Source organism: Thermaerobacter litoralis, assembly GCF_054654595.1.
In genome coordinates this window covers 230991-253955 of sequence record NZ_BAAIES010000011.1, presented here as the reverse complement: position 1 = coordinate 253955, position 22965 = coordinate 230991, and the positions used below count along the sequence as shown (strand labels likewise).

22 protein-coding genes and 1 riboswitch are annotated in these 22965 nt (G+C 72.8%); all 22 genes read left to right on the top strand.

What is annotated here, in order from left to right:
- Positions 1-197 precede the first annotated feature (197 nt).
- The 22 genes from ACYQ02_RS11775 to ACYQ02_RS11670 all read left to right on the top strand — a co-directional run bounded on the left by ACYQ02_RS11775 (position 198) and on the right by ACYQ02_RS11670 (position 22934).
- Positions 198-1277, top strand: coding sequence for a glycosyltransferase family 4 protein (locus ACYQ02_RS11775; protein ID WP_460040607.1), 1080 nt, complete (start codon positions 198-200; stop codon positions 1275-1277).
- A gap of 575 nt (positions 1278-1852) precedes the next feature.
- A complete protein-coding gene (gene wecB, locus ACYQ02_RS11770; RefSeq protein WP_460040693.1) occupies positions 1853-3043 on the top strand; it encodes a non-hydrolyzing UDP-N-acetylglucosamine 2-epimerase in 1191 nt (396 codons plus the stop codon).
- A 147-nt stretch (positions 3044-3190) separates the two neighbouring features.
- Positions 3191-3550 (top strand): AtpZ/AtpI family protein, encoded by a 360-nt coding sequence (locus tag ACYQ02_RS11765; protein ID WP_460040606.1) that lies wholly within the window; start codon positions 3191-3193, stop codon positions 3548-3550.
- Positions 3547-3885, top strand: coding sequence for a hypothetical protein (locus ACYQ02_RS11760; protein WP_460040605.1), 339 nt, complete (start codon positions 3547-3549; stop codon positions 3883-3885). The genes ACYQ02_RS11765 and ACYQ02_RS11760 overlap by 4 nt, the downstream gene beginning before the upstream one ends.
- Positions 3882-4637: a F0F1 ATP synthase subunit A gene (gene atpB, locus ACYQ02_RS11755; RefSeq protein ID WP_460040604.1), complete on the top strand. Its 756-nt coding sequence runs from the start codon at positions 3882-3884 to the stop codon at positions 4635-4637. Before ACYQ02_RS11760 ends, atpB begins: the two co-directional genes overlap by 4 nt.
- A 311-nt stretch (positions 4638-4948) precedes the next feature.
- The gene (locus ACYQ02_RS11750; protein WP_460040603.1) at positions 4949-5194 is read left to right on the top strand and encodes an ATP synthase F0 subunit C; all 246 of its coding nucleotides are present in this window, start codon (positions 4949-4951) and stop codon (positions 5192-5194) included.
- Between the two features lie 199 nt (positions 5195-5393).
- Entirely contained in the window at positions 5394-5876 is a 483-nt protein-coding gene (atpF, locus tag ACYQ02_RS11745; protein ID WP_460040602.1) for a F0F1 ATP synthase subunit B, read from the top strand.
- Positions 5873-6424: an ATP synthase F1 subunit delta gene (gene atpH, locus ACYQ02_RS11740; RefSeq protein WP_460040601.1), complete on the top strand. Its 552-nt coding sequence runs from the start codon at positions 5873-5875 to the stop codon at positions 6422-6424. Before atpF ends, atpH begins: the two co-directional genes overlap by 4 nt.
- 13 nt (positions 6425-6437) lie before the next feature.
- Positions 6438-8003: a F0F1 ATP synthase subunit alpha gene (gene atpA / locus ACYQ02_RS11735; protein ID WP_460040600.1), complete on the top strand. Its 1566-nt coding sequence runs from the start codon at positions 6438-6440 to the stop codon at positions 8001-8003.
- 25 nt (positions 8004-8028) lie between these two features.
- Positions 8029-9021: an ATP synthase F1 subunit gamma gene (gene atpG / locus ACYQ02_RS11730; protein ID WP_460040599.1), complete on the top strand. Its 993-nt coding sequence runs from the start codon at positions 8029-8031 to the stop codon at positions 9019-9021.
- Between the two features lie 134 nt (positions 9022-9155).
- A complete protein-coding gene (gene atpD / locus ACYQ02_RS11725; RefSeq protein ID WP_460040598.1) occupies positions 9156-10565 on the top strand; it encodes a F0F1 ATP synthase subunit beta in 1410 nt (469 codons plus the stop codon).
- A 13-nt stretch (positions 10566-10578) separates the two neighbouring features.
- On the top strand, positions 10579-11001 hold the full coding sequence (locus ACYQ02_RS11720; protein ID WP_460040597.1) for a F0F1 ATP synthase subunit epsilon: 423 nt from the start codon (positions 10579-10581) through the stop codon (positions 10999-11001).
- 615 nt (positions 11002-11616) lie between these two features.
- Complete coding sequence (gene murA, locus ACYQ02_RS11715; RefSeq protein ID WP_460040596.1) at positions 11617-12912, top strand: UDP-N-acetylglucosamine 1-carboxyvinyltransferase; 1296 nt, start codon at positions 11617-11619, stop codon at positions 12910-12912.
- Positions 12913-13334: 422 nt separating this feature from the next.
- On the top strand, positions 13335-14345 hold the full coding sequence (gene spoIID, locus ACYQ02_RS11710) for a stage II sporulation protein D (protein ID WP_460040595.1): 1011 nt from the start codon (positions 13335-13337) through the stop codon (positions 14343-14345).
- 135 nt (positions 14346-14480) lie between these two features.
- Positions 14481-15227, top strand: a complete 747-nt coding sequence (locus tag ACYQ02_RS11705) for a peptidoglycan DD-metalloendopeptidase family protein (protein WP_460040594.1) — start codon at positions 14481-14483, stop codon at positions 15225-15227.
- Between the two features lie 420 nt (positions 15228-15647).
- The gene (gene spoIIID / locus ACYQ02_RS11700; protein WP_460040593.1) at positions 15648-15947 is read left to right on the top strand and encodes a sporulation transcriptional regulator SpoIIID; all 300 of its coding nucleotides are present in this window, start codon (positions 15648-15650) and stop codon (positions 15945-15947) included.
- Between the two features lie 414 nt (positions 15948-16361).
- Positions 16362-17375, top strand: coding sequence for a rod shape-determining protein (mreB, locus tag ACYQ02_RS11695; protein ID WP_460040592.1), 1014 nt, complete (start codon positions 16362-16364; stop codon positions 17373-17375).
- A 162-nt stretch (positions 17376-17537) separates the two neighbouring features.
- Positions 17538-17678: riboswitch (cyclic di-GMP riboswitch) on the top strand.
- A 217-nt stretch (positions 17679-17895) separates the two neighbouring features.
- Entirely contained in the window at positions 17896-18645 is a 750-nt protein-coding gene (locus ACYQ02_RS11690) for a flagellar hook-basal body protein (RefSeq protein ID WP_460040591.1), read from the top strand.
- Entirely contained in the window at positions 18642-19535 is an 894-nt protein-coding gene (locus ACYQ02_RS11685; RefSeq protein ID WP_460040590.1) for a flagellar hook-basal body protein, read from the top strand. Before ACYQ02_RS11690 ends, ACYQ02_RS11685 begins: the two co-directional genes overlap by 4 nt.
- Before the next feature lie 521 nt (positions 19536-20056).
- Positions 20057-20671, top strand: a complete 615-nt coding sequence (locus ACYQ02_RS11680; RefSeq protein ID WP_460040589.1) for a superoxide dismutase — start codon at positions 20057-20059, stop codon at positions 20669-20671.
- Positions 20672-20887: 216 nt separating this feature from the next.
- Positions 20888-21337 (top strand): 3-hydroxyacyl-ACP dehydratase FabZ, encoded by a 450-nt coding sequence (gene fabZ, locus ACYQ02_RS11675; RefSeq protein ID WP_460040588.1) that lies wholly within the window; start codon positions 20888-20890, stop codon positions 21335-21337.
- Positions 21338-21674: 337 nt separating this feature from the next.
- Positions 21675-22934, top strand: coding sequence for a S1 RNA-binding domain-containing protein (locus tag ACYQ02_RS11670; protein WP_460040587.1), 1260 nt, complete (start codon positions 21675-21677; stop codon positions 22932-22934).
- The last annotated feature ends 31 nt before the right edge of the window (positions 22935-22965 follow it).

The following is a 22965-nucleotide window of genomic DNA, read 5'->3' as shown; positions in this document are numbered from 1 at the left end:
CGGGGGCCGGTTCTACAATCCTTGAGGATCGCCGGACGCGGGCCGGTTACCGGGGCCCGTTGCCGGCCGCCGGGTCAGCTGGACCCCGGCGAGCCTGGCGCGCCGGTACCGCCACCGGCCGGCGGTCCCTTCGGGCAGGCGGTTCAGGGGAGAGGGCCGCCTGCGGACGTGGGGAGAGGACGGGAGGAAGAGCCGTCATGCCAACGTGGGCCCATTCCCAGTCGTACTGGCTGGCGCTGGTCGTCGCCGCGCTGGTCGCCCTGGTCTGCACCCCCCTGGTGCGCCTGTTGGCGATGCGCCTGGGCCTGGTCGCCCGGCCCACCGCCCGCAGCGTCCACCGGGTGCCCGTGCCCCACCTGGGCGGGCTGGCGATCTTCGCGGGTTTCGGGGCGGCGGCGCTGGTCAGCCGGGGGTGGGCCGACCCCGACGTGACGGCGGTGCTCCTGGGCGGGCTGGTGATGCTCGCCGTGGGGCTGGCCGACGACGTCTTCGACCTGCCTCCGCTGGTCAAGCTGGGCGGCCAGGTGGCGGCCGCCCTGGTCGCCGTCGCCCAGGGCATCCGGATCGAGGTGCTGACGAACCCGCTGGGGCTGCTGACCCCCAGCGGGGCCGACGACCTGCTGGTCCTGGGCGGGTGGGGCATTCCCCTCACCGTGCTCTGGATCGTGGCGATGAGCAACGTGATCAACCTGATCGACGGGCTGGACGGCCTGGCGGCCGGCATCGCCTCCATCGCCGCCCTGACGGTCCTGGTGGTGGCCCTGCAGACGGGGCAGCCCATCGAGGCGGTTGTCCTGATGGCCGCGCTGGCCGGCAGCACCCTGGGCTTCCTGCCCTACAACTTTAACCCCGCCAAGATCTTCATGGGCGACACGGGCGCCCTGTTCATCGGCTATACCATCGCCACGGTCTCGGTGGTCGGGCTCCTGAAGAGCGCGGCGGCGGTGGCCCTGGCGGTTCCCGTCATGGTGCTCGCCCTGCCCATCGCCGACACCGCCCTGGCCATCCTGCGGCGACTGCAGGCGGGCCGGCCCGTGATGGCCGCCGACCGCGACCACTTGCACCACCGCCTGATGCGCCTGGGCTTCAGCCACCGGGACGCCGTGCTGGTGATGTACCTGATCACCGCCTGGCTCGCCCTGGGGGCGGTCTCGGTGGCCGAGGGCAACATCCTCCAGGGCGTGCTGATCGTCCTCACCCTGGCCGCATCCGTTCACCTGGTGGCGCGCAAGCTCGTGGAGTGGAACCGGCAGCGGCCGCGGCGGTTGGGCCACTGACGGGGGCCAGCCCCCTCCTGCCACCGCGGACCGCCGGCGCGGGCCCGCGGAGGGCGCCGGCGCGGGCCCCGGCCGCAGGCCGGCGGGCGGGAACCGGCGGGCCCGCGACCGGCGGCCCCGGGGGCGCTGCGGACCCCAGAGGGGCCCCGGACGTGGTGTCCCTGGGCCTGGTTGTGCCCCTGCGCGCCGCCGGTGGCCAGCGCCGCAGGCCGGTGCCCGGCACCCCGGCCGAGGGCGGCGGCACAGGCCTGCCCCGGCCTGCGGGACCCGGTCCGGGTCCGTTGCGCCTGCCGGGAGATCCGGTTCCGGGAGCCGGGATCAGCCATAAGGGGTGGCATGTCACGATGACCCACGACGACCCTCACCCTCCCCAGGCGGCGGGCAGCATCGATCAGCCGGCGCGGGCGCTGCGGGCAGGGGACCCATTGAACCGCCCGGGCCGCCCGGACCACTTGGACCGCCCCGCCGGCGGCGACGGGGCCGCCGGCCTCCGGGCGCGCCTGGCCGCCCGGCGACCGGCCGGAGAGCCGCTGCGGGTGCTGGCCGTCTTCGGCACGCGGCCCGAGGCGACCAAGATGGCCCCCGTCATTCGTCAGCTGGCCGAGCGGCCGGGTGTGCGCGTCCAGGTGGCCGTCACCGCCCAGCACCGCGAGCTGCTGGACCAGGTGCTCGAGCTCTTCGCCATCCGGCCGGACTTCGACCTGGACATCATGCTGCCGCGCCAGACCCTGACCGACATCACCACCCGGGCCCTCCAGGGACTCGAAGGGGTCTTACGGCAGGCACGGCCCCACCTGGTGCTGGTCCACGGCGACACCACGACGACCCTGGCCGGCGCCCTGGCCGCCTTCTACCACCAGCTGGCCATCGGACACGTGGAGGCCGGCTTGCGGACCTATGACAAGTACCAGCCCTTCCCCGAGGAGATCAACCGGCGCCTGACCGACGCCCTTTGCGACCTCCATTTCGCGCCGACCCCCGCGTCCCGGGACAACCTGCTGCGGGAGGGCATCGACCCGGCCGGGATCTTCGTCACCGGCAACACCGCCATCGACGCCCTGCTCTCGGTGGTGCGGCCAGGGTACCGCTTCCGCCGGGACGAACTGGCCCGCTTCCCGGCCCCCGGCCGGCGGCTGGTCCTCTGCGAGGCCCACCGGCGGGAGAACTGGGGCGAGCCCCTGGAGGCCGTGGCCCGGGCCCTGCGCCGGCTGGTGGAAGCCCACCCCGACGTGGAGCTGGTCTATTCCGTCCACCCCAACCCCGTGGTGGCCGAGACGATCCGCCGGCACCTGGACGGGGTGGAACGGGTGGCGCTCCTGGACCCGCCCGAGTACGCCGACTGGGCCAACTTGATGGCCCGCGCCACCTTGCTCCTGACCGACTCCGGCGGCCTGCAGGAAGAAGCTCCCGCGCTGGGTCTTCCCGTCTTGTTGCTGCGGGACAAGACGGAGCGGCCGGAGGCCGTGGCGGCCGGGACCGTGCTGCAGGTGGGCCCCCACGAAGAACCCATCGTCCAGACGGCCAGCCGGCTCTTGCAGGACCGGGAGGCATACCGGCAGGTGGCCCAGGCCCGCAATCCCTTCGGCGACGGCCAGGCGGCCCGCCGGACGGTGGAGGCCATCGAGTACGCCTTCGGCCTGCGGGAGGAACCGCCTGATCCCTGGGACCCGGGCCCGCTGCCGCTGGCGGCGGCGCCGGCGGTCGCCGGCGGTGCACCGGGCCTTGGCGGTGGGGCCGCGGGCCCGCGCCGCGAAGGGAGCCGCTGAGGGGCGCCCGTGGGGGGAGCCGCTGGGGCAAGCGGGTAGGGTCCCGATCCGGTTGCCCGCCCTACGACCCTCTGCTAATCTACCGCTGGTACCGACGGAGCCGGTCCGTTACATCCCGGGTGGCGACCGCAGCGGGGAGGTTGGACCATGGCGGGTGATGCCCCTTCCAGGCGGCCGCGCACGGACGCCGGACCCGGGGGACGGGACGGCCCAGGGGGTGGCCTGCGCGGCGCGGGCACCCTCTTCGAGCTCGCCTTCACCTTCGCCGGAACCCTCCTGGCCGGGATGGGCATCGGGTACTACGGGGGCCGCTGGCTGGACGGGTGGCTGGGGACCGCGCCGTGGCTCCAGCTGTTCGGCCTGATGCTGGGCGTCGTCGCCGCCTTCCGGGTCCTGTGGCGAACCCTGCAGCGGATCGCCGACGAGGACGCCGATGCCGGCGGGAGGCCTCCGGGGAGCGGTGGTGCGGCCGGGGGACGGGGCGGAAAGGACGGGCCGGTTTCGTGAACGATTTCACAAGCTGGCTCAGCGGGCTTTCGAGCGGCGCCCTCGGGCTGGTGGCGGGGCTTTGGGGGATGGTCTGGGGTTGGATCAACTACCTCCTCCTGGCCGGCCCGCTGTCCCGCTTGACCGATGCCGTCGACCGTGGAGCCGCTGCCACACATCAACAGCAAGTTTTGGCCCGATTCTTATTGCGCATGGCTTTGAGTTTTGTTTCACTCTTGGTGGTGTTTTTGGTTGCCGGCCGGCCCGTGGCCATCCTCGCGGCCATCGCGGGGCTCATCCTGGCCGGCGATGCTCCCCTGTTCTTCCGGATGCGGGCAAGGAGGGAACGGGCTTGACCCCATGGCTGCAGCTGGCCGCCGCGGGCGGCGAGGCGGCAGAGGGCGGGCACGGGGCCGAGGGCGCCCATGTGGTCTTTCATCTATTTGGCCTGCCCGTGCACGAGTCCATCCTCACCATGTGGATCCTGATGGGCCTGATCATCGTGTTGGGCGCCCTGGTGGCCCGGAGCCTCCATCAGGTGCCGCGCACCCGTTTCCAGACAGCGGTGGAGTGGGCCGTCGAGGCGCTCTACGGGTTCGTCACCGACATCATGGGGCGCGAGCGGGCGCGGCAGTTCACGCCCTTGCTGGGTTCCTTCTTCGTCCTGATCCTTTTCAGCAATTACACCGGCCTGCTGCCCCTGCTGCCCCATGAGGAGTGGTTCCAGCCGCCGACCAGCCGGTGGGGCGTGACGGGCGGGCTGGCCATCTTCACCTTCGTCGCTGTCCAGGCCTACGGCCTCAAGCGCCACGGCCTCGGCTACTTCCGCCGCTTCCTGGAGGGTCCCGTCTTCCTCTGGCCGTTGACGGTGCCCCTGGCGGTGATCGAAGAGCTGATCAAGCCCTTCTCCCTGTCCTTGCGTCTCTTTGCCAACATCTTCGGCGGCGAGGCCGTGCTGGCGGGCCTGCTGGCGGCCCTCCCCTGGTTCCTGCCCATGGGGGTCATGTTCATCGAGGTCATCGCCGGCTTCGTCCAGGCGCTGATCTTCACCATGCTGTCGGCCCTGTACATCGAGGCCGCGACGGCCGACTTCCACCACGAGCACTGACGGTCGCGGCCGCCCGCGCCCGGGTGCGCCGGGCCGGATCCGGCGCCGCCGGCATGGCGCGGTGCCGGCCGGGCCCGGGGTGCGGAACCGGGGTGCGGAAGGGGAAGGGCCCGCGGGCACCGGGAGGCCCTCCGGCGAGCGCATGACCTGCGGAAGCGCATGGTTACCGGATCAGAGCCGGATCAGATTTGTGGGCTTTCCTTGTTTCCTTGTGAGTGTGCAAGTTTGCCAGGTTCAAGTTTGCAAGGCTTGACCCGCGGGCGGCTGCGGCGGCCCGCCGGGCAAAGTTTCGGAAAGGAGGGGGAGACGCGGTGGAAGGAATCACCGGCATTGCGTTCTTCGCCGGCCTGGCGGTCATCGGCCTGGCCATCGCGGCCTTCGGCTCGGCCACCGGTCAGGCCCGGGCGGCGGCGGCGGCGCTGGATGCCATCTGGCGCCAGCCCGAGGCGGCCGGCCGCATCCAGACGGTGCTCATCCTGTCGCTGGCCTTCCTCGAGTCGCTGACCCTGTTCACCTTCGCCCTCGCCTTCCTGTTCGCCGGCCAGGTCGCCGGTTGATGGCGGTCCGGCAGGGGCGGAGGAACCCGCCCCCTGCCGGCGGCGAGGCGGGTTGGGTGGCGGGGGGCGGCCGGGCACCCGTAAGGGACTGCCGCGTCGGACCGCCCCCCATGGCGTTATGGGGCGTGGATCCTGCCCCCGGCGGGGCCGGGTGGAGGCTGCCAAGGGCGAGCGCCACCCGCGGCTGGAGGGAACACCTGTGCAGATTTCACCCGAGTTGATCTGGGCATTCGTCAACTTTCTTCTGTTCGTCGCCATCCTGGCCCGGTTCTTCTGGCGGCCGATCCTGGACGTCCTGGACCGGCGCCGGGAGGAGATCGAGGTGAACCTGGCGGCGGCCGAACGGGCCCGGGAAGAGGCGGCGCGGGCCGAGGCCGAGTACCGCCAGCGGCTGGCCGCCGCCCAGCGGGAGGCCCAGAGCATCCTGGAGCGGGCCACCCAGCTGGCCGAGGAGGAGCGGCAGCAGCGGCTGGAGGCGGCGCGCCGCGAGGCGGAGCAGCTCTTGGAGCGCGCCCGGGCGACCATCGAGCGGGAGAAGGAACAGGCCATCGCGGCCCTGCGCCGGGAGGTGGCCGACTTGACCCTGCTGGCCACGGAGCGGGTGCTGGGCCGGGCCCTGGACGCCGAGGACCAGCGGCGCCTGGTGACCGAAGCCGTGGAAGAGGTGGCGAACCTGCGATGAAGCGTCGCCCCCTCGCCCAACGCTACGCCCGGGTGCTCTACGATCTCGGCCGCGAGAGCAGTGAACTCGACCGCCTGGCCGCCGACCTGGCCCGCGTGCTCGACGTCTTCAGCGAGCACCCCGAGCTGCGCCAGCGCTTCGAGAGCCTGGCCGTCCCGGCGCGTGAGAAGCAGGAGCTGATCGAGTCCGTCTTCGGGGACCGGGTCCATCCGTGGGTAGGCAACCTGCTGCGGCTGCTGGTGCGCCGGCGGCGGGAGACCCTGCTGCCGGACATCGTGGCCGAGTTTACTGCCCTGCGCGACCGGGAGGCGGGCGTGCTGGAGGCCGAGGTCGAGGCGGCGGCCGAGCTGGATGCCGCCACCCGGCAGCGCCTGGAGGAGGAACTGGCCCGCACGCTGGGGGCCCGCCAGGTGCGCCTGGCCGTGCGGGTTCGTCCCGAGCTGCTGGGCGGCCTGGTGGTGAAGATCGGCGACCGCCGGCTGGACGCCAGCTTGCGCCGGCGGCTGGTGCAGCTGCACCGCCGGCTGGCGACCGGCGGTCACGCGTAGGAGGGACGGGCTGGTGAGCATTCGTCCGGAAGAGATCACCGCCATCATCCGGCAACAGATCGAGAACTTCGAGGGCCGCGCCGAGCTGGAGGACGTGGGGACCGTCATCCAGATCTCCGACGGCGTGGCCACCGTCTACGGCCTGGAGAAGGTCATGGCCAGCGAGCTGGTGGAGTTCCCCAAGAGCGGGGTCTACGGCATGGCCCTGAACCTGGCGGAGGACTCCGTCGGCGTCGTGGTCCTTGGGCCGTACACCGACATCAAGGAAGGCGATGAGGTGCGGCGGACCGGGCGCATCATCCAGGTGCCCGTGGGCCCGGAGCTGCTGGGCCGGGTGGTCAACCCCCTGGGCCAGCCCATCGACGGCGGGCCGGCCATCAACGCGACCCGCACCCGGCCCATCGAGTCGCCGGCGCCGGGCGTCATCGTCCGCCAGTCGGTCAACCAGCCGCTGCAGACGGGCTGGAAGGCCATCGACTCCATGATCCCCATCGGCCGCGGCCAGCGCGAGTTGATCATCGGCGACCGGCAGACCGGGAAGTCCGCCCTGGCCGTGGACACCATCATCAACCAGAAGGGCCAGGACGTGATCTGCGTCTACGTGGCCATCGGCCAGAAGGCCTCGACGGTGGCGGGCGTCGTGGAGACCCTGAAGAAGTACGGCGCCATGGACTACACCATCGTCGTGTCGGCCACGGCCTCCCAGCCGGCGCCGCTGCTCTACATCGCGCCCTACGCCGGCTGCGCCATGGGCGAGTACTTCATGTATGAAGAGCACCGGGACGTCCTGGTGATCTACGACGACCTGACCAAGCAGGCCTGGGCGTACCGCGAGCTGGCCCTGCTGCTCCGGCGGCCGCCGGGACGCGAGGCCTACCCGGGCGACGTGTTCTACCTGCACTCCCGCCTGCTGGAGCGGGCGGCCCGGCTGAGCGACGAGGTGGGCGGCGGCTCGCTGACGGCCCTGCCCATCATCGAGACCCAGGCGGGCGACATCTCCGCCTACATCCCGACCAACGTCATCTCCATCACCGACGGCCAGATCTTCCTGGAGTCGGACCTGTTCTACTCGGGCATCCGGCCCGCCATCGACGTGGGCCGTTCGGTCTCCCGCGTCGGTTCGGCCGCCCAGATCAAGGCGATGAAGCAGGTGGCCGGCCGCCTGCGCCTGGACCTGGCCCAGTACCGGGAACTGGCCGCCTTTGCCCAGTTCGGCTCTGACCTGGACAAGGCCACCCAGGCGCGCCTGGCCCGGGGCCAGCGGGTGACGGAGATCCTCAAGCAGGGCGAGCACGAGCCCATGCCGGTGGAGGAGCAGGTCGTCGCCATCTACTGCGGCGTCAACGGCTATTTGGACGACGTGCCGGTGGAGCGGGTGCGGGAGTTCGAGCGGGAGTTCCTCCAGTACCTCAAGCGCTTCAACCCGGAGGTGCTGGAGTCCATCCGCACCGAGAAGCAGATCACCAAGGAGAACGAAGAGCGCCTGCAGTCCGCCATCCAGCAGTTCAAGGCCGGCTTCCTGGCGGAGGGGCAGGAGGGCGCGGGGCAGCCCGCCCGGCAGGCGCAGCGGGCCTCGTGAGCCCGGCCGGGAAGGGTGAATGGCCATGGCCTCGATGAGGGACATCCGGCGGCGGATCCGCGCGGTGCGCAGCACCCAGCAGATCACCCGGGCCATGTACATGGTCGCCGCCGCCAAACTGAAGAAGGCCGAAGAGGCCGCCCGCTCCGGCCGTCCCTATGCGGCCGCGCTCCGGGCCATGCTGGCCCGGCTGGCCGGCTCCGAACAGGCCCGGCAGCACCCCCTGGTGGCGCCCCGGCCCGTCCGGCGGGTCGGCCTGGTGATTATCACCGGCGACCGTGGCCTGGCCGGCAGCTATAACGCCAACCTGATCCGCCGTGCGGAACAGGAGCTGCGCCAGCTGCCCGAGGGCGTGGAGCCGGTGCTGGTGGCGGTGGGCCGCAAGGGCCGGGACCACTTCCGCCGGCGCGGCCACACCTTCGCCCACGAGCTGACGGGCATCGGCGAGGACGTGGACTTCGCCACGGCCCGCGAACTGGCGCGCCGGCTGGTGGAGGGCTACCTGGCCGGCGAGATGGACGAGGTGCGGCTGATCTACACCGAATACCGTTCGGCCATCAGCCAGCGGCCGGTGGTCACCCGCCTCCTGCCCGTCGCGGGTCTGGACGAACCGGCCGCCGGGGCGGCCGGCCCCACGGGGGCCGGAACCGGCGCGGCGCCGGCCGCGGCCGTGACAGGTGCGGGTGCCGTGGCTAGCGGTGGTGCTGGCCGGCTGCAGGGGACCGGCCCGGGCGAGCGGCCCGGCCTGCGCGGGCTGCGGGAGTACATCTACGAGCCGTCGGAGCGGGCGATCCTGGAGGCACTCTTGCCCAAGTACGTGCAGATCCTGGTCTTCCGCGCCCTGCAGGAGGCGAAGGCCAGCGAGCACGGGGCCCGCATGACGGCCATGAAGAACGCCACGGACAACGCCGGTGAGCTGATCCAGACGCTGACCCTGGAGTACAACCGGGCGCGACAGGCGGCCATCACGAAGGAACTGGCGGAGATCGTCAGCGGCGCCGAGGCCCTCAAGGGCTAGCCGGCCCGGGCGCCGGCCCGCCCCCGGGCCTGGCCGGGCCGTGAAGGCCGGGCGGGCCCGGGCGGGGCCGCAGGCGGCCGGTTCGTCCCGCACCGGGCGGGGCGGCGGCGCCGAGGACCGGAGGGAAGAATCCAATGGCCGAGAAGAACGTGGGCCGGGTCGTGCAGGTCATCGGCCCGGTGGTCGACATCGAGTTCCCCGAGGGCAACCTGCCCGACATCTACAACGCGATCAAGATCCAGGCCAAGACCGAAGAGGTGGAGATCGACCTGACGGTGGAGGCGGCCCAGCACCTGGGCAACAACGTGGTGCGCTGCGTGGCCATGGCGTCCACCGACGGGTTGCAGCGGGGCATGCCGGCGGTGGATACCGGCGGTCCCATCTCCGTGCCCGTGGGGCGCGAGGTCCTGGGGCGCATGTTCAACGTCCTGGGCGAGCCCATCGACGGCAAGGAGCCGCCCCAGGCCAAGAAGCGCTACCCGATCCACCGGCCTGCGCCCGACGTGGCCGACGTCAACCCCGCCACGGAGATCCTGGAGACGGGCATCAAGGTCATCGACCTGATCTGCCCCTTCGCCCGCGGCGGTAAGGTCGGCCTGTTCGGTGGCGCCGGCGTCGGCAAGACGGTCATCATCATGGAGCTGATCCACAACATCGCCTACAAGCACGGCGGCTTCTCCGTCTTCGCCGGCGTGGGCGAGCGCACCCGCGAGGGCAACGACCTCTACCACGAGCTCAAGGAGTCCGGGGTTCTCGACAAGACGGCCCTGGTCTTCGGGCAGATGAACGAGCCGCCGGGCGCGCGCCTGCGGGTGGGCCTGACGGGCCTGGCCATGGCGGAGTACTTCCGGGACGAAGAGGGCCAGGACCTGCTGCTGTTCATCGACAACATCTTCCGCTTCACCCAGGCGGGCTCGGAGGTGTCGGCCCTCCTCGGCCGCATGCCCAGCGCCGTCGGTTACCAGCCCACCCTGGCGACGGAGATGGGCAACCTGCAGGAGCGGATCACCACGACGCGAAAGGGTTCCATCACCTCCGTGCAGGCGGTGTACGTCCCCGCCGACGACTACACCGACCCGGCGCCGGTGACCACCTTCGCGCACCTGGACTCCACGGTGCGCCTGGAGCGAGCCATCGCCGAGCGCGGCATCTACCCGGCGGTGGACCCGCTGGCCTCGACCTCCCGGATCCTGGACCCCAACATCGTCGGCCAGGAGCACTACGAGGTGGCCCGCGGCGTCCAGCAGGTGCTGCAGCGGTACAAGGACCTGCAGGACATCATCGCCATCCTGGGCATGGACGAGCTGACGGAGGAGGACAAGCTGATCGTCCAGCGGGCGCGGAAGCTGGAGCGCTTCCTGTCCCAGCCCTTCTTCGTCGCCGAGGTGTTCACCGGCACCCCCGGCAAGTACGTCAGCCGCGAGGAGACCGTGCGGGGCTTCAAGGAGATCCTCGAGGGCAAGCACGACGACCTGCCCGAGGCCGCCTTCTACATGGTCGGCACCATCGACGAGGCCGTGGAGAAGGCCAAGAGCCTGGTCTGAGAGGGGCGACACCATGGCGGAGCGCGCCATCACCCTGGAGGTCATCACGCCCGAGCGGGTCGTCTTCCGCGAGGAGGTCGACTCCCTGATCGTTCCGGGGGCCGAGGGTCTGCTGGGCGTGCTGCCCGACCATGCGCCCATGGTGGCGGCCCTGAAGATCGGCATCCTCACCTACCGCAAGGACGGGGAGCGCCGCCGCGTGGCCGTGGCCGGCGGGTTCTTCGAGGTGGCGGACAACCACGCCGTGGTGCTGTCCGACGCCGCCGAGCGCGCCGAGGAGATCGACGTGTTGCGGGCCCGGCAGGCCGCCGAGCGGGCCCGCCGGCGCCTGGCCGAGCGGGAGGCCAACTGGGACTTCGAACGGGCCCGGGCGGCCCTGAACCGGGCCCTGAACCGGTTGCGGGCGGCGGGAGCCGACACGGGCGACCTGGTCTGACAGCGGCCCATGCCCTCGCGCGCCGGCCCCCCGCCGGCGCGCTGGGTGTTGGAGGACCTGGCCTTGCTCAAGCGGGGCGGACCCCCGCGGGCGCTGGGTCTTGGAGGACCCGGCCCTGCTTCCGCGGGGTGGGCCCGCGCGGGCGCGGCCGGTGCCAGGCCTGCCAGGAGCCGCCTGGAACCCCGGACGGGCTGCCGACGATAACATACATGGGGATGGTAAGGGCGGCGCCCGGACCGCGGGCCGCTACCCCAGGCCGGTCCGGATGCCCGGAACGGCCGGCATGGCGCGCCCTGGGCCCTGGACCGGCCCCGGGCTGGCACCAGCCCGCCGGGGAGCCGGCACCAGCCGCGGACGACACCCCGGGGGGCGGAGGAACCCCATTCGGTGCCCCACCCCGCAGCGCGGGCAGGGCACCGCGCCACGAGGGCGGGCCGCGACCCCGGGGCAGGCGGCACGGCGCCTGCTGGGCACCTGGGGCGCCGGGGCATAACCGGGCGGCCGCCAGCGAATCCCATATCGGCGGGCACGCCGGCCCCGTTGGGGGTCCCTCCCGGCGTGCCGCCGGCGACGGCCCGCCCGACCGCGGGCGTGGCCCTGGAGGGGGTTGAGACGATGGAACGGATCGTGGTACGCGGCGGGCGCCCCCTGCAGGGTCAGGTGAGGATCAGCGGTGCCAAGAACGCGGCCTTGCCGATCCTGGCGGCTACCTTGCTGGCGGAAGAGACCTGCGTGCTCTACGACATCCCGGCGCTGGACGACGTGGAGACCATGACCCGCCTCCTGACGGAGCTGGGGGTGTTGGTGGAACCCGGCCCCGACGGCGGCCTGGCCGTCCACCCGGCGGACGAGCTGCAGTTCGCCGCGCCCTACGACCTGGTCCGGCGGATGCGGGCGTCCATCCTCGTCCTCGGGCCCCTGGTGGCCCGCCTGGGGCGGGCCCGGGCTGCCCTTCCGGGTGGTTGCGCCATCGGCCAGCGGCCCATCGACCTCCATCTCAAGGGCTTTGCCGCCCTGGGCGCCGAGGTGGAGGTCACCGGGGGCCAGGTGGAGGTGCGCGCGCCCCATGGCCTGCGCGGCACCTCGATCTACCTGGACGTGCCCAGCGTCGGAGCCACGGAAAACATCATGATGGCTGCCGTCCTGGCCGAGGGCACCACGACCATCGAGAACGCGGCGGAAGAACCGGAGATCGTCGACCTGGCCAACTTCCTCAACACCTTGGGGGCCGACGTGCGGGGCGCCGGGACCCGGGTGATCCAGATCCACGGCGTCCCCGGGCTGGGTGGCGGCACCTACACGGTGATCCCCGACCGCATCGAGGCCGGCACCTTCTTGCTGGCCCCCCTGGTGGCGGGCGGGCAGGTGACGGCCACCGGGGTGGTGCCGGAGCACTTGAAGTCCCTGTTGGCGAAGGTTCGGGAGATGGGCGCCGACGTGGTCGTCGACGGCGACGAGGTGACGGTGGCCGTCAGCGAGCGGCCGCGGGCCGTGGACATCAAGACCTTGCCCTATCCCGGCTTCCCGACGGACCTCCAGGCGCCGATGATGGCGGCCCTGGCCACCGCCGAGGGGACGGCCACGGTCACCGAGACCCTGTTCGAGAATCGTTTCACCCACGTGCCGGAGCTGCGGCGCATGGGGGCGCGGATCCAGATCCAGGGCCAGACGGCCATCGTCACCGGGGTCGAACGGCTGCAGGGGGCACCCGTCACCGCCACCGACCTGCGCTCGGGCGCGGCGCTGGTGCTGGCCGGCCTGGGCGCCGAGGGCGTCACGGAAGTCAGCGGCGTCCATCACATCGACCGGGGTTACGTGGCCATCGAGCGCAAGCTGCGGGCCCTGGGCGCCGACGTGGCGCGCCTTTCCACCGAAGACGATCCCGTCGCCGCTGCGCTGCTCATGCGCTGACCGCCCCGCTCCCCCTGCCCTGATCCCGGGAGCCCGGACCCCTCCCCGCGCCTGGCGGTGCCGCGACGGCGGCCCGGGGGCGGCGGGCGGGCGGCGACCCCGGCCGATCCCCCGGGGGCTGGCGCGGGGTGGCACCGCGACAGGCCGCGACGCAGGGAACGGCGGCGGCCTTGCCCGCTCACACCGCTCTCATGCGGCGCTGCGATCGCCCTCTCAAGCGGCGCCGCAATCGCCCCGACCCAGGGAAGACGGAGGGGGCCGGACGACGACCGGCGCACCGGTGGTCGTCCGGCCCTCGCCCCATTGCGAGCGCCCGCCGGTTGGGGGGCACCGGTTTTCAAGGCCGCCTCCCCGGGGGCATGTCCTCCGGCCGGGCGGCATACAGATCCCCAGAACCCAAGACGCCGTAGGGGGGATCGCCCTTGCCCGTTCTGCCGGCGTGGCGGCGCCCCGTGGCCGGCTGGTTCCTCCTGGCCCTGGTGCTGACGGTGCTCCTGCCCTTCCTGGTGGTGGTGACGAAAGGCTTGCGGATCGAGACGCCGCAGGCGCCGGCGGTGCCGCTGGACCCCGGCGAGCTGCCGGTGCGGGTGTGGGTGCCGGACCGGAACGCCGTGGAGACCTTGCCCCTTGAGGTCTACATCGCGGGGGTGGTGGCGGCGGAGATGCCCGCCAGCTTCCACCCGGAGGCCTTGAAGGCCCAGGCCGTGGCCGCCCGCACCTACACCGTGCGGCAGATGCAGGTCTTCGGCGGGCCGGGTTGCCGCCAGCACCCCGAGGCCGACGTCTGTGGCGATCCCCAGACGGGCCAGGCATGGCAGCCCCTGGAGGCCCGGCGCCGCCAGTGGGGCCTCTGGAACGGCTGGCGCTTCACCCGGAAGATCCAGCAGGCCGTTCGGGACACGGCAGGCCTGATCCTGGTCTACCAGGGAGCGCCCATCGACGCGGTCTATCACTCCACCTCCGGCGGGCGCACGGAGGACGCCGCCGCGGTGTGGGGGAACCAGGTGCCCTACCTGCGGCCGGTCGACTCCCCCTGGGAGACGGGCTCGCCCCACTGGCGCAGCACCCGGACCATGCCCCTGGACGAGTTCGCCCGGCGCCTGGAGGTCGACCCCAAGGTGGTCCGGGGGCTACCTGGCGACCAGTGCTTTTCCCGGATCGAGCCGTCGCCGGGAGGCCGGGTGGGGCAGGCGACGCTGGGCGAGAAGACCTATACCGGTCCCCAGCTGCGCCAGCGGCTGGACCTGCCGTCCACCTGGTGGACCTGCCGCCGTCAGGGGGACCGGCTCACCTTCGAGATCCGCGGCTGGGGCCATGGGGTCGGGATGTCCCAGTACGGCGCCGACGGGATGGCCCGCCAGGGGCGCACCTTCGAAGAGATCCTCCGGCACTACTATCCGGGAACCAGCCTGCGACCCATCTTCAGCGAATAGGACCGAACCGGGAGGACCGAACCGGGCCGGGCCCAGCGGCAGGGCCCCCTCAGCGCCGGGTTTTGCCCCATCCCGGCGGGGTTCCTGCATAAATGCACCAGCCCTGGTAACACTACCGGCCAGAGGTGGTGCCACATGCAGGAGACCCCGCAGAGCGGGCAGAGCCGCATGCCCGGCCGGCTGGCCAGCTGGATGGCCAAGATGCGGGGCCGGCCGGCACTGCGGTCGCTGGTGGGCTTCGCCGTGCTGGTGGCCGTCTTCATCGGGTCTTATCTGTACTTCCAGGGCTGGCCGGGGCTGAGCGGCCCCGAGACCGCCTCCTTGGACGAGCAGACCCCGCTGGAGACCGGCGCCGACCAGGGGGTGGCGCCCAGCACAGCGACGCCGCAACCGGTCACCGGCCAGGCCGGGACCGGCACCGGGACGGAGACGCCGGCCGAGCCCCGGGACAACGTGCCCACCCGGGAGGTCACCGGCGAGGCGACGCCGTCCTTCATCTGGCCGGTGGCCAACGGGCGGACGGCCATGGGCTTCGGCTGGCAGTACTCGGAGACCATGGGCGACTGGCGCTGGCATCCCGGCGTTGACCTGGCGGTCCAGGAAGGCGCCGAGGTGCTGGCGGCCGCCGACGGGCGCGTGGTGGCGGTCGACCGCGATCCCGATCACGGCCTGACCGTGACCATCGAGCACGACGGCGGCTACCGCACCGTCTACGCCAGCCTGGCCGAGGCGACGGTCCAGGCCGGCCAGCAGGTGCGGCGGGGCCAGGCCATCGGCAAGGCCGGCCAGTCGGCCCGGGTGGAGTCGGCCACGGGCGTCCACGTCCACTTCGAGATCTGGCGGGGCGACGAGGCGGTCGACCCCCAGACCGTGATCGAGTAGCCCCGCCAGGCCGGGCCGGACCCCCACGGGACCCCCACGGGACGACCACCAGCGGTCCCCGGCGGTCCGCCGGCCCGCGTTCCCCCGCGTTGACCCAAGCAGAGGGCGGCACCGCTCCCGGCGGTGCCGCCCTGCTTTGCATGGCGCCATCGGGCCGGTTCGTCCCCCCGGCGGCGACGGGCCGTGCCGCCCCCAGGTCTGCGGGCCACCGGACCTCGGGCTTGCCGCCCGCCCGGCCCCACCGCCCCCGGTCCGCAGCCGCGGGGCGCCCAACCCTCCGGTGCCCGGCCCCCCAACGTCCCTGCCGTCGCAATCCGGCCTGTCCGCTCGTCCGAAGCCGTGCGCGGGCCTGCGGCCAAGGTATGTTTGCCTAACGCCCTCATATAGATGGTACCAGACCAGGGCGAAGGGGGCAGGTCGGTGAAGGACTACATCTGGAAGCGCGTGGTGGAGGTGAGCACGTACATCGCTCGCACCCGCTCCACCGTGCGCGAAGCAGCCAAGGTGTTCGGTGTCTCCAAGAGCACCGTCCACAAGGACGTCACCGAGCGCCTGCCCAAGATCGACAGCCAGCTGGCGGCCAAGGTCCACCAGGTGCTGGAGACCAACAAAGCGGAGCGTCACCTGCGGGGCGGTGAGGCCACGCGCCTCAAGTACCTGCAGGAACAGCGGGGCCAGGAACCCGAGCAAGCTCCGTCGGAACCGCCCGTCGGGGCTTGAGCGCCGTCCCTGCCCGCACCGGCCCTGGCCCCCAGTCGAACACGGCCGTGGCGGCGGCCCGCCGGGTCCGACCCGGCATCAACCGGCCTGCAGCCCGGCCACCTTCCTTCCCGCCGCAAGGAGGACCTGTCCCGCAACGGTCCTCGACCCCCGCACCCTGGCCAGGGGAGGGACAACCCCGGTTTCCGCCCGCCCGTCCTCTCCGGGCGGCCTTTTGCCGTCAAGAGGAACCCGGCCCGATGGCAAAGAAATCCGTCATGGCAACCTCTTACCCAGGCCGTTGTTAAAGCCAAGCCGTTGTCAGCGATCCCTGCCAGCCCCGAGGCCCTGGCGCGGCCACCGGCGGCCGCCGACCCCGCCGGTCACCCCGCCGCCGCCCCAGCGGTGCCCGGGCGGTCAGGAGGGGGACAAGTCATGGTCGGGTTCGTCCGGGACCTGGGGGTTGACCTGGGGACGGTCAACACGCTGGTCTTCGTCGAAGGCCGGGGCATCGTGCTCAACGAGCCGTCGGTGGTGGCCATCGACCGCGAAACGGGGCGGGTCCTGGCCGTCGGGTCGGAGGCCCACCGGATGCTGGGCCGCACGCCGGGCCACATCGTCGCCGCCCGCCCGCTCCGGGGCGGCGTGATCGCCGACTTCACCGCCACGGCAACCCTGCTCAAGATGCTGTTGCAGCGGGCCATGCCCCGCCGCCTCGGCGTGCGGCCGCGCATGGTGGTCTGCGTGCCCTCGGGCGTGACGACGGTGGAGCGCCGGGCCGTCATCGAAGCGGGCTACGAGGCTGGCGCCCGCAAGGTCTATCTTCTGGAAGAACCGGTCGCCGCGGCCCTGGGGGCGGGCCTGAACATCCACGAGCCCGGTGGCCACATGGTCGTCGACGTGGGGGGCGGCACCACGGACATCGCCGTCCTATCCCTGGGCGGCGTGGTGGTGGCCGGTTCGACCCGGGTCGGGGGTGACACCTTCGACGAGGCCATCGTCCGTTACGTCAAGCGCCGGTACAACGTGCTGATCGGGGAGCGGACGGCCGAACAGGCCAAGATCGCCATCGGCAGCGCCGAGCCTCCCGACGACGAGGGGGAGCGCTTCGAGGTGCGCGGCCGCGACCTGGTCACCGGCCTGCCCCGGACCTTGTACCTCTCGGCCGCCGAGGTCCAGCAGGCCCTGGACGAGCCCCTCGCCGCCCTGATCACGGCCCTGCGCGGCATCCTGGAGCGGGTTCCGCCCGAGCTGGCGGCCGACATCCTGAACCGCGGCCTGGTCCTGACAGGGGGCGGCTCCCTGCTGCGGGGCCTGGACCGGCGGATCGCCCGGGCGACGGGCCTGCCGGTGGTGCGGCCGGAGCAACCCCTGCTCACCGTGGCGCTGGGCACCGGCGTCGCCCTGAGCATGCTGGACCGGCTGGACGGCGTCCTCATCGCTGGATGAACCGGCCCCCACCTCGGGGGATGAGCCGGCCCCCCACCGGGGGATGGACCGGCCCCCGCCTCGGGGGAGGAACAGGCGCCCGCCTCGGGGCGTTGGACATTTTCTGGCGAAACCCGGCAGGAACCGTGCGACCGGCGTCGAATCGCCGAGGAAAGCGGCCACGCCGCGAAAGGGCAAACCCGCCGAAAGGCGGGGGCGCAAAGCCACGGGTCTACCGCAGGATGCGGCCGGCGGTCCTGGAAGGGGCGCCCGCGATGGGCCCCGGGGCGCCGCCGCGCCTGCTACGACGGCCGGGCTGCCGAACGGGTGGAGACCGATCCGGCACCGGGTGCCTCCTTCATGCGGGAAGGCCGCAGCACCCGGCCTGGCGTTGGAAAGCCCTTCACCCCCGGCAGCCGCCGGGGGTTTTGCTTAGGGGGGCCGTGAAAGCCGGGGGAGCGCCGACGGACCGTCGGCGGCCGGGGCGCCTGGGGCCGTGGCTCACCAGGTCGTCCCCGGTTGAGAGGGGAGGGATGGCGGGGTGCTGCGCGGGTTGTACACCGCCGCCAGCGGGATGCTGGCCCGGGTTCTGCAGCAGGAGCGCCTGGCCGGCGACCTGGCCAACGTGAACACGCCGGGTTACAAGGCCAGCCGCAACGTCACCGAGGCCTTCCCCGACCTGCTGCTGTCGCGCCTTGACGGCACCGGGGCGGCACCCGTGGGGCCGCTGGGGACCGGCGTCGTGGTGGCCGAACCCGGTGCCGACATGGGGGCCGGGCCCTGGCTGGAGACCGGGCGGCCCCAGGACCTGGCGCTGGAGGGCGACGGGTTCTTCGTGGTCCAGGGGCCTACAGGCCCGGCCTTCACCCGGGCCGGCAACTTCACCGTGGGCCCGGAAGGCTATCTCCAGGCGCCCGACGGCTCGCCCGTCCTCGACACCAACGGCCTGCCGCTGCTGGTGGGAACCAGCGACTTCACCGTCGACCCCGGCGGGCAGGTGCGGGTGGGCGACGTGGTGGTCGGGACCATCGCCCGGGTCACCTTCGCCAACCCCGCAGGCCTCCGCCGGGCCGGCGACAACCGTTGGGAGGCGACGGCGGCCTCCGGCCCGCCGGTGCCTGCCGCCACCCCCGTGCGGCAGGGGGTCCTCGAACAATCCAACGTGGACCCCGTCCAGGTGGTCGTCACGATGCTGGCCAACTACCGGGCCTTTGAAGCGGCCCAGCGGGCGGTCCAGGCCCAGGACCAGACCCTGGGGCTCGCCATTCAGGAAGTGGGGCGGGTGACATGATCCAGCGCGCCCTGTGGTCGTCGGCGGCGGGCATGGCTGCGGCGGCCCGGCAGGTCGACCTCACCGCCAACAACCTGGCCAACGTCAACACCCCCGGGTTCAAGGCCGCCCGGGCGGATTTCGCCGACCTGGTCTACGCGGCCGTCCAGGTGCCGGTGGAACCGGCCGCCGCCGCGGCCGGCGGCGTGCAGGCCGGACACGGCGTGCGCCTGGCGGCGACGCCCCGGCTCTGGCGCCAGGGGCCGCTGCAGGCGTCGGATTCCCCCTGGGACCTCGCCATCGAAGGGGGCGGGTTCTTCCAGGTGGTCGATCCGGCCAGCGGCGAGATCCTGCTGACGCGGGGCGGCCACTTCACGGCGAGCCCGTGGCCGGCCGGCCAGGCGGGGCCGGGCCTCCCGCCGGCCCAGCCCCCGGGAACGGTGCCCCCGCCCGGCCCGGGCCCCGAGACCGGCCCGGCCCCCGCCGGCGAGGCGCTGTGGGTCACCGACGGCGCCGGGCGGCCGCTCCTGGCCGACGATGGGCAGCCCCTCACCCTCCCGCCCGGCTCCCGCAGCTGGGTGGTGACGCCGGACGGGGAGGTGCGGGCGGTCCTGGCGGACGGCCGGGAGGTGGTGGCGGGCCGGCTGGCCCTGGTTGTTCCCGCCGCGCCCGACGCGCTGGAAGGGCGGGGTGACGGCCTGTTCGCCCCCGCCGGAGGGCCGCTGGTCGCGGTGCCGCCCGGTCAAGGGGGCGCTGGGCGGATTCGCCAGGGCATGCTGGAACAGTCCAACGTGGACCTGGCCACGGAGATGACCCGACTCCTGGCAGCCCAGCGGGCCTACCAGCTGAACGCCCGGGCGGTGTGGACCAGCGACGAGATGATGGGGCTGATCAACCGCCTGCGGCCGTAGGGTTTTTATGCCGTAGGGCTTTGATTCCTAAACGGCTTGATTCCCTTTCCCTTTGCTCCGATGGCCCGCATGGGCCTCCCCCCTGATGCGCCCCCGGCCGGGCGGCCTGCGCCGCCCGGCCGGGGGCTTTCTTCACCACCACCCCCACGCGCCGTCACAGCCCCCAGGCGTCCCAAGCCTGCGAAGCCCCCAAGCCGCGCCAAGCCCCCCCAAGGCCCCCCAAATCCCCCCAAGCCCCCAAGCCCCCCGAGGCCCGGAAACGCCCCAAGCCCCCAAAGCCCCCAAGGTCCCCGGCCTCCGCGACCCCTCCCTAGGCCCCCTGCCCCCGGCGCATGAAAGCTGCCGATGCTTGGTATATACTCGTAATCGAGCGCGGGACAGCCCGGGTCGCGGGAACGGGCAGGCAACCGGCGCCGGTCGGGTGAGCGCCCGGGCCGGCGGTACCGGGAGTCCGGTTTCCGGGGCCGGTTCGTCCCCGGGACCGGGCTCCGCGCACCGTCCGATTCAAGGAGGGATCGCTGGTGGCCTACCAGTTGCCGCCCCTGCCGTACGACTACAACGCCCTCGAGCCCCACATCGACGAGCAGACCATGCGGATCCACCACGACCGGCACCACGCCACCTACGTCAACAACGTCAACGCCGCCCTGGAGAAGTACCCCGAGCTTCAGAACAAGCCCGTCGAGGAGCTCCTGCGGCAGATCGACCAGGTCCCCGAGGACATCCGCACGGCCGTCCGGAACAACGGCGGCGGCCACGCGAACCACTCCCTCTTCTGGGAGATCATGAGCCCCAATGGCGGCGGCCAGCCCACGGGGGCCCTGGCGGACGCCATCAACAAGGCCTTCGGCAGCTTCGACGCCTTCAAGGAGCAGTTCACCAAGGCCGCCACGACCCACTTCGGCAGCGGCTGGGCCTGGCTGGTGGTGGACGAGAAGGGCGACCTGCAGGTCTACAGCCTGCCGAACCAGGACAGCCCCTACATGAAGGGCCACACCCCGATCCTCGGCCTGGACGTCTGGGAGCACGCCTACTACCTCAAGTACCAGAACAAGCGGCCCGACTACGTCGCCGCCTGGTGGAACGTGGTCAACTGGGACGAGGTCGGGCGGCGCTACCAGCAGGCCCGCGGCTGATCGGGCCCCTCTGCCGCCTTCCGCCGACCGTAGGATACGGGGGAGATCGTGGGATCTTGGGGAGCCGGGCTTCCGGCTCCCCATTCTTTTCCATCGAGAAGGTAAGATGACGCCGCCCGGCGAATCCTATGGGCACGAGCGGATCCGGGGACCCCGGCGCGGGGCACCACGACCCGGATCCCCATCACGACGGAGCGCGGAGGATCGACACCCGGCATGTCTGCCCAGGATCAGCCCCATGGGGGCATGGACATCCAGGCCATCCTCGACGTGTTGCCACACCGCTACCCCTTTCTACTGGTCGACCGGATCCTGTCCCTGGAGCCGGGCCGCCGGGCGGTGGGCCGGAAGTGCGTCAGCGCCAACGAACCCTTCTTCCAGGGACACTTCCCCGGCCGGCCCATCATGCCCGGGGTGCTGATCCTGGAGGCGATGGCCCAGGTGGGCGCGGCGGCCGTGCTGTCCCTGCCCGAGAACCGGGGCCGGCTGGCCCTGTTCGCCGGCGCCGACCGCGTCCGCTGGCGGCGCCCCGTGGTGCCCGGCGATTGCCTGGAGATTGAGGTCGAGGTCGTCGCCCTGCGCGGGCCGCTGGGGAAGGGCCGCGCCCGTGCCACCGTCGACGGCGAGCTGGCCGCCGAGGCCGAGCTCAGCTTCGCCCTCCGCTAGCTTTCCGGTTCCCGCCCTTGGAACCGCGAGGGTCTCCCGGCCGGCGGACCGCATATCCTGGCTCCATCCACCGCGGCCCGCCCGCCGGGGCGGATGCAGGGAAGGTGCCCCACCCAACCCGCTCGATGCAGGAACGGTGTGGATCCATCCCCGCGCCTGTCGATTGAACCGCCCTGGTTGGACATGGTCAAATCCCTGGTCGGGCTGCTCATTTTGGATAAGGCGGGTGCATATTCCATAACCTACATGCGGGACGGATGCACCCAGGGCGTATTCGGGGTTGCAGCCGGGCACCCCGCGACAGGGTCGCCCGGCGCCGAGGAGGCATCTATGCAGGATGTCGGATGGACTCAAGAATTCCCCGCTCCCTGACGAGGATTCGCTGCCTGCGGAATCGCTGTCGACCCCGGCGGACGAACCGGCCGGCGGCGGCACCGCCTTGCCCTTTTCTGCGGCCGCCCAGCCCCGGACCCCGGCCGGTTCCACCGCCGGCGCCACGGCCCCGGCGGCGCCCGCCGCCGGGGTGGCCTCCGGCACGGCTGCGAGTGGGGCGCCCAGCACCGGGACGGCAGATCCCGCCGGCGTCGTCCGTGACCGGGCGGGGCTCGTCCCCCTGACGCCGGGGACCCGGGTCCACGGCACCATCACCGGCATCGTCGACTACGGCGCCTTCCTGGTGACCGACGACGGCCGCCGGGGTCTCATCCACATCTCCGAGATCGCCGACTGGTACGTGGAACGGGCGGAGGATTACTTCTACAAGGGCGAGCGGGTCCAGGTCGAGGTGGTCCACTTCGATCCCAACAGCGGCAAGTACGCCTTCTCCACCCGCCGCCTGGGCGGCAAGCAGCCCCTGGCCAACCGCTACGCCGACCGGCTGCTGGAACTGCACCGTTACGGAGCCGGCTCGACCCGCCCCGGCTCCGGGTCGGGCTGGAACCGGCGCTACCGCCCCGGACGAACCGGCCGCCCGGCTACGGGTCCGGCGGGCACTTGGCGCAGCGCCGGCGGCACGGGGCGTCATCCGGGAACGGGCGCGGTGGGGCCATCCCCGTCGGGGCCGGCCGCCGAGGCTTCGGCGGCGGGCCGGGGCCTGGCGGGCGCCAGGGAGCCCGGAAGCGGCCATCCCCGGCCGGGCCTGCCGGGCAGCCGGTTCCACCGGCCGGGAGCAGGACCTGCCTTCCGGTTCACCGGTCCGGGCACGGGCCGGATGGGGTCGACCGGCCTGGGGCGCACCTCCCCCCACCCGGCCGCGGGCGAGGTCGCCGGGGACACTGGGCTGCCGGCCGGACGGGCGGGTGCCCAGCCCCTGACGGGACCCGCCGTGGTCCGGGAAGGCGACCCCGATCTCCGGGACAGCGCCTACGGCGTGGTGGAGGGCGGGCTGCACAGCGGGCGAGAGGCCCGGGAAGCGCTGCTGCAGCTCCTGCGCCACCACGTGGGCCAGGTCTCCCCGGCGGCCCGCTCGGAGCTGGACCGGCTGGTGGAGACCTACGGCACCGAGCGGGTGGCGACCGCCCTGGCCCGGGTCCTGGAGGAGACGGACCGCGCCCTGCAGGTGGTGGAGGCGGCGGGCCGGCAGCTGGCCGGCGGATGAGGGGGACCGCCGCGGGCCGAGGCCACTGGCG

What these genes read in the sequence shown, in the direction of transcription:
- mreB (WP_460040592.1), top strand. Translation starts at nt 16,362, where the DNA reads ATGGTCGGGTTCGTCCGGGACCTGGGGGTTGACCTGGGGACGGTCAAC.
- ACYQ02_RS11705 (WP_460040594.1), top strand. Translation starts at nt 14,481, where the DNA reads ATGCAGGAGACCCCGCAGAGCGGGCAGAGCCGCATGCCCGGCCGGCTG.
- atpH (WP_460040601.1), top strand. Translation starts at nt 5,873, where the DNA reads ATGAAGCGTCGCCCCCTCGCCCAACGCTACGCCCGGGTGCTCTACGAT.
- fabZ (WP_460040588.1), top strand. Translation starts at nt 20,888, where the DNA reads ATGTCTGCCCAGGATCAGCCCCATGGGGGCATGGACATCCAGGCCATC.
- wecB (WP_460040693.1), top strand. Translation starts at nt 1,853, where the DNA reads ATGGCCCCCGTCATTCGTCAGCTGGCCGAGCGGCCGGGTGTGCGCGTC.
- ACYQ02_RS11765 (WP_460040606.1), top strand. Translation starts at nt 3,191, where the DNA reads ATGGCGGGTGATGCCCCTTCCAGGCGGCCGCGCACGGACGCCGGACCC.
- murA (WP_460040596.1), top strand. Translation starts at nt 11,617, where the DNA reads ATGGAACGGATCGTGGTACGCGGCGGGCGCCCCCTGCAGGGTCAGGTG.
- ACYQ02_RS11685 (WP_460040590.1), top strand. Translation starts at nt 18,642, where the DNA reads ATGATCCAGCGCGCCCTGTGGTCGTCGGCGGCGGGCATGGCTGCGGCG.
- ACYQ02_RS11775 (WP_460040607.1), top strand. Translation starts at nt 198, where the DNA reads ATGCCAACGTGGGCCCATTCCCAGTCGTACTGGCTGGCGCTGGTCGTC.
- ACYQ02_RS11670 (WP_460040587.1), top strand. Translation starts at nt 21,675, where the DNA reads ATGTCGGATGGACTCAAGAATTCCCCGCTCCCTGACGAGGATTCGCTG.
- ACYQ02_RS11720 (WP_460040597.1), top strand. Translation starts at nt 10,579, where the DNA reads ATGGCGGAGCGCGCCATCACCCTGGAGGTCATCACGCCCGAGCGGGTC.
- atpG (WP_460040599.1), top strand. Translation starts at nt 8,029, where the DNA reads ATGGCCTCGATGAGGGACATCCGGCGGCGGATCCGCGCGGTGCGCAGC.
- atpD (WP_460040598.1), top strand. Translation starts at nt 9,156, where the DNA reads ATGGCCGAGAAGAACGTGGGCCGGGTCGTGCAGGTCATCGGCCCGGTG.